2 protein-coding genes are annotated in these 4,539 nt (G+C 68.5%); both read right to left on the minus strand.

The window, feature by feature from the left end; translation table 11 throughout:
• Positions 1–225: 225 nt before the first annotated feature.
• Positions 226–369, minus strand: coding sequence for a hypothetical protein (locus tag FV226_RS28260; RefSeq protein WP_187275110.1), 144 nt, complete (start codon positions 367–369; stop codon positions 226–228).
• 146 nt (positions 370–515) lie between these two features.
• Positions 516–4,034 (minus strand): DNA polymerase III subunit alpha, encoded by a 3,519-nt coding sequence (gene dnaE / locus FV226_RS26800; protein WP_147765317.1) that lies wholly within the window; start codon positions 4,032–4,034, stop codon positions 516–518.
• Between the last annotated feature and the right edge of the window lie 505 nt (positions 4,035–4,539).

Consider the following 4,539-nt stretch of genomic DNA (forward strand, 5'->3'; position numbering starts at 1 on the left):
GACAACTACTCCACCGACGGCTTCATCCGCCTGATCGCGCCGCTCTACTCGGTCGCAGCCCCGGCCCCCGCGCCGACCCCCCTCGTCCGCAAGTACTGACATCGACGTCGGTGCGGGCTTCGTTCGCGAAGCCCGCGCAGCAAAAAGGGCTCCTCCCATGCCGCCGCGGCGGATGGGAGAAGCCCTTTTTTCGTTCCGACCGACGTCGAGCGTCGCGGCGCCTCCTCAGACCCAGGTGCGCTTGAGCGCGATGGTGACGCGCCCGCCGCCATGCTCCGCATCCGGGTTGCGCAGCTCGCGCAAGCCCGGAGCCCGGCCCGTCGTCAGGTAGACGACCACCGTCAGCGCCAGCACCACCTTCGTCCGCATCGACCCTGTCCCGCTTGGTTAAGCGAGGCTGTGTAGGATCGCTTGGTTTTGACGAAGTTGCGCCAGCGCACCCCGGCCGAGTGTCCGGGCGATTCCCGTCGAACGTGGTTTGCGGATCGTGAACGCGACGCCAGTGGCGGCGCGGTTCAGTTCACCTCGACCTGCACCACGCCCGGCACCGCGCGCAGCATCCCGGCGATCTGCGGGGTGGCCTGGTACTTGTCGCGCAGCTTGATCTCGACCTCGCGCCCGCCGCCGTCGAGGAGCAGGATGAGCGAGACCTCGCCCTCCCCGCGCATGGCGAGGCGCTGCTGCACGGCGCCGATCGGACCCTCGTCGCGCAGGTAGATCCGCATGCCCTTCTGGTAACGGGCCACCGCAGCGTCGAGGGGTTCGGCGGCCAGGATCCGCGCGCGAACGTCCTCGCCTTCGAGGTTGGCCTGGAGCTGCAGCACCAGCGGCTGGCCCGGCTCCAGGATCTCGCGGTAATGTCCGAGGCCTTCGGAGAAGATGATCGCCTCGAAATGCCCGGTCTGGTCCGAGAGCGTGACGATGCCGAGCTTGTTCCCGGTCTTGGTGCGGCGCTCCGAGCGATCGAGCACCGAGGCGGCGACCTTGCCGACGCTCGACGTGCCGGCGCGGACCGAGCGGCAGAACTCCGCCCAGCTCTGCACCCGGAGCTTGCCCAGCAGGTCCTGATACTCGTCGAGGGGATGGCCCGAGACGAAGAAGCCGATCGCCTCGTATTCGCGCTTCAGTTTCTCGGCCATCGGCCAGCCCTCGTAGGCCGGGATGCGCAGGCTCACGTCGGTGGAGGTGACGCCGCCGAACATGTCACTGATGCCGGCGGTCTCCGCCTCGGCCGCGCCCTGGGCGAGCTTCATCATCGGCTCGACCGCGGCGCACGCCCGGGCGCGATCCAGCTCGATGCCGTCCATGGCCCCGGCCGCCACCAGGCTCTCCAGGGTGCGCTTGTTGACGTGACGCGGGTTGAGCCGGCGGGCGAAGCAGGCGAGGTCCTCGAACGGCCGCTCGCCGCGCGCCTCGACGATCGACTTCACCGCCTCGCGGCCGACGCCCTTGATCGCGGCCAGCGCGTAGCGGATGCGGCCCTCATGCACCTCGAAGGTGACGCCGGACGTGTTGATCGAGGGCGGCTCGACGACGATCTTGAGGCGCTGCGCATCCTGCCGGAATTCGGCGAGCTTGTCAGTGTTGTCCATGTCGAGGTTCATCGCGGCGGCGAGGAACTCGACCGGATAGTTCGCCTTCAGGTAGGCGGTCTGGTAGGTCAGCAGGGCGTAGGCGGCCGCGTGGCTCTTGTTGAAGCCGTAATCGGCGAACTTCGCCAGCAGGTCGAAGATCTCGTTGGCCTTGGGCTTGGTCAGCCCACCCTCGATGCAGCCCTTCACGAAGCGCTCGCGCTGGGCGTCCATCTCCGCGCGGATCTTCTTGCCCATGGCGCGCCGGAGCATGTCGGCCTCGCCCAGCGAGTAGCCGGCCAGGAGCTTGGCGATCTCCATCACCTGCTCCTGGTAGACGATGATTCCGAAGGTCTCCTTCAGCGCCGGCTCCAGCTTGGGGTGCGGATACCACGTCGCCTCGTTGCCGGCGTCGCGCCCGAGCTTGCGCTCGCAATAGACCGGGATGTTGGCCATCGGGCCCGGCCGATAGAGGGCGACCAGCGCGATGATGTCCTCGAAGCGGTCGGCCTGCATCTCGCAGAGCGCTTTTCGCATGCCGGCCGATTCCACCTGGAACACGCCGACCGTCTCGCCACGGCCCATCGGCGCGTAGGTCTTCTCGTCGTCCAGCGGCAGTGCCGCGAGGTCGACGATCACACCGCGCTGCGCCAACAGGTCGGTGCAGCACCGCAGCATGGTGAGCGTCTTGAGGCCCAAAAAGTCGAACTTCACGAGGCCCGCGGCCTCGACCCACTTCATGTTGAACTGGGTCACGCGCATCCCGGTCTTCGGGTCGCGGTAGAGCGGCACCAGCTGCTCCAGGGGCCGGTCGCCGATGACGACGCCGGCCGCGTGGGTCGAGGCGTGGCGATGCAGGCCCTCGAGCTTCTTGGCGATCTCCATGAGCCGGGCGACGACCGGCTCTTCCTCCATCGCCTGCTGCAGCTTGGGCTCGCCCTCGATCGCCTGGACCAGCGTCACCGGGTTGGCCGGGTTCTGCGGCACGAGCTTGGTCAGCTTGTCGACCTGCCCGTAGGGCATCTCGAGCACGCGGCCGACGTCGCGCAGCACGCCGCGCGCCTGTAGCGTACCGAAGGTGATGATCTGCGCCACCTGCTCGTGGCCGTAGCGCTCCTGCACGTACTGGATCACGCGCTCGCGCCCCTCGACGCAGAAGTCGATGTCGAAGTCCGGCATCGAGACGCGCTCGGGGTTGAGGAAGCGCTCGAACAGCAGGCCGAACCGCAGCGGGTCGAGGTCGGTGATCAGGAGCGCGTAGGCGACGAGCGAGCCCGCGCCCGAGCCGCGGCCGGGGCCGACGGGGATGTCGTGGTCCTTGGCCCACTTGATGAAGTCGGACACGATCAGGAAGTAGCCGGGGAACTTCATCCCGACGATCACGTCGAGCTCGAACGCCAGGCGGTCGCGGTAGCTCTGCTCGGTGAAGCCCTCGCACGGCCCGTGCTGCCGCAGGCGCAGCTCGAGGCCGGCCTCGGCCTGGCGCCGCAGCTCGGTCGGCTCGTCGGCGGCGACCTCGGCCGGCACGCCAGGCGCGGCCTCGGCCAGCGTGTCCTGCCTCGGGGCCGCCTCACCCGCCGCGACGCGGGAAAAGTTCGGCAGGATCGGCTTGCGGGTGCGGACGCGGACGGCGCAGCGCATCGCGATCTCGACGGTCGCCTGCAGGGCGTCCGGCAGGTCGGCGAAGAGCTCGGCCATCTCCGCGCGGGTCTTGAAGCCGTGCAGCCGGGTGAGCTTGCGGCGGCGGTCGTCGGAGACGACGCGGCCGTCGGCGATGGCGAGCAGGGCGTCGTGGGCGTCGTAATCGCCCGCCTTGCCGAAGAACGGCTCGTTGGCGGCGGCGATCGAGAGGCCGTCGCGGTCGGCCATGCGCAGCAGCTCGGCCTCTATCCGGCGCTCGTCGTCGAGGCCGTGGCGCTGCAACTCGACGTAGAGCCGGCTCTCGCCGAACGTCGCGCGCAGCGCCGCGAGGCGCGACTCGGCGAGGTCGGGGCGGTTGGCGCGCAAGGCCGCGTCGACCGGCCCGGTGAAGCCTCCGGTGAGCGCGATCAGCCCGTCCGACGCTTCAGCGAGAGCGGCGGCGGTCACGCAGGGCGCGTCGCCGAGGTTGGTGTCGAAGTAGGCGCGGCTCGCCAGCCGCAGCAGGTTGCCGTAGCCGACCTCGTCCTGGGCCAGCACCACGATGCTGCCGGGAGGCTTGGCGGCGCGTGCCATCGGGTCGATCGCCTCGAACGCCACCGAGAGCTGCATCCCGGCGATCGGCTGGATGCCGGCGCCGGCGGCCTTCTCGGAAAACTCCAGCGCGCCGAACAGGTTGTTGGTGTCGGTGAGCGCGAGCGCCGGCTGATGGTCGGCCAGCGCCGACTTCACGATGTCGCCGACCTTGAGGGCGCCTTCGAGCAGGGAATAGGACGAGTGGACGTGGAGGTGGACGAATCCGACCTCCTTGAGCTGGCGCGCCATGACGGTCCTTGTGCGGGTGCCCCAGGAATCCGTCCTTCGGCCGCAGGAGTCGATGGCTGGCGCGCTGCGATCTCCGATATCCACCGCCGATGTGGCGTTTGGGACGCTGGGTCTGCGACCGATTCTCCTGTGCACGGGCGCGCCGGCAACCAGTGCCGGCGAGCCGCCGTCAACGGATCGGCGCCAAGGCTACCGCCCACCCCGCCACCGCGACCGCGAGCAGCCCGAAGGCCATGAACTCCGCGACGCCGACCAGAACCATCCGCTTGAGCATGTCGGTCACTCCGTTTCGATGACCGTATTTTGTTCCTGTTTTGTTCTATGTAAAGCGTGCGCTCGTTCGACGTATCGACTTGGTTAGCGAAGCGTTAAGAACGCTGTTGATTTCCGCTGAGAGTTGACCCGGCGGAGCCGGAAGTTTCCATCGAGAAGTGACCCGTGTCTGAACCCACCCCTGGCTTTTTGGTCGGGGGGTCATGGAGTGATCGACATGGCGTTATTGAGT

Source organism: Methylobacterium sp. WL12 (genome assembly GCF_008039475.1).
GTDB classification, from domain to species: Bacteria; Pseudomonadota; Alphaproteobacteria; order Rhizobiales; family Beijerinckiaceae; genus Methylobacterium; species Methylobacterium cerastii.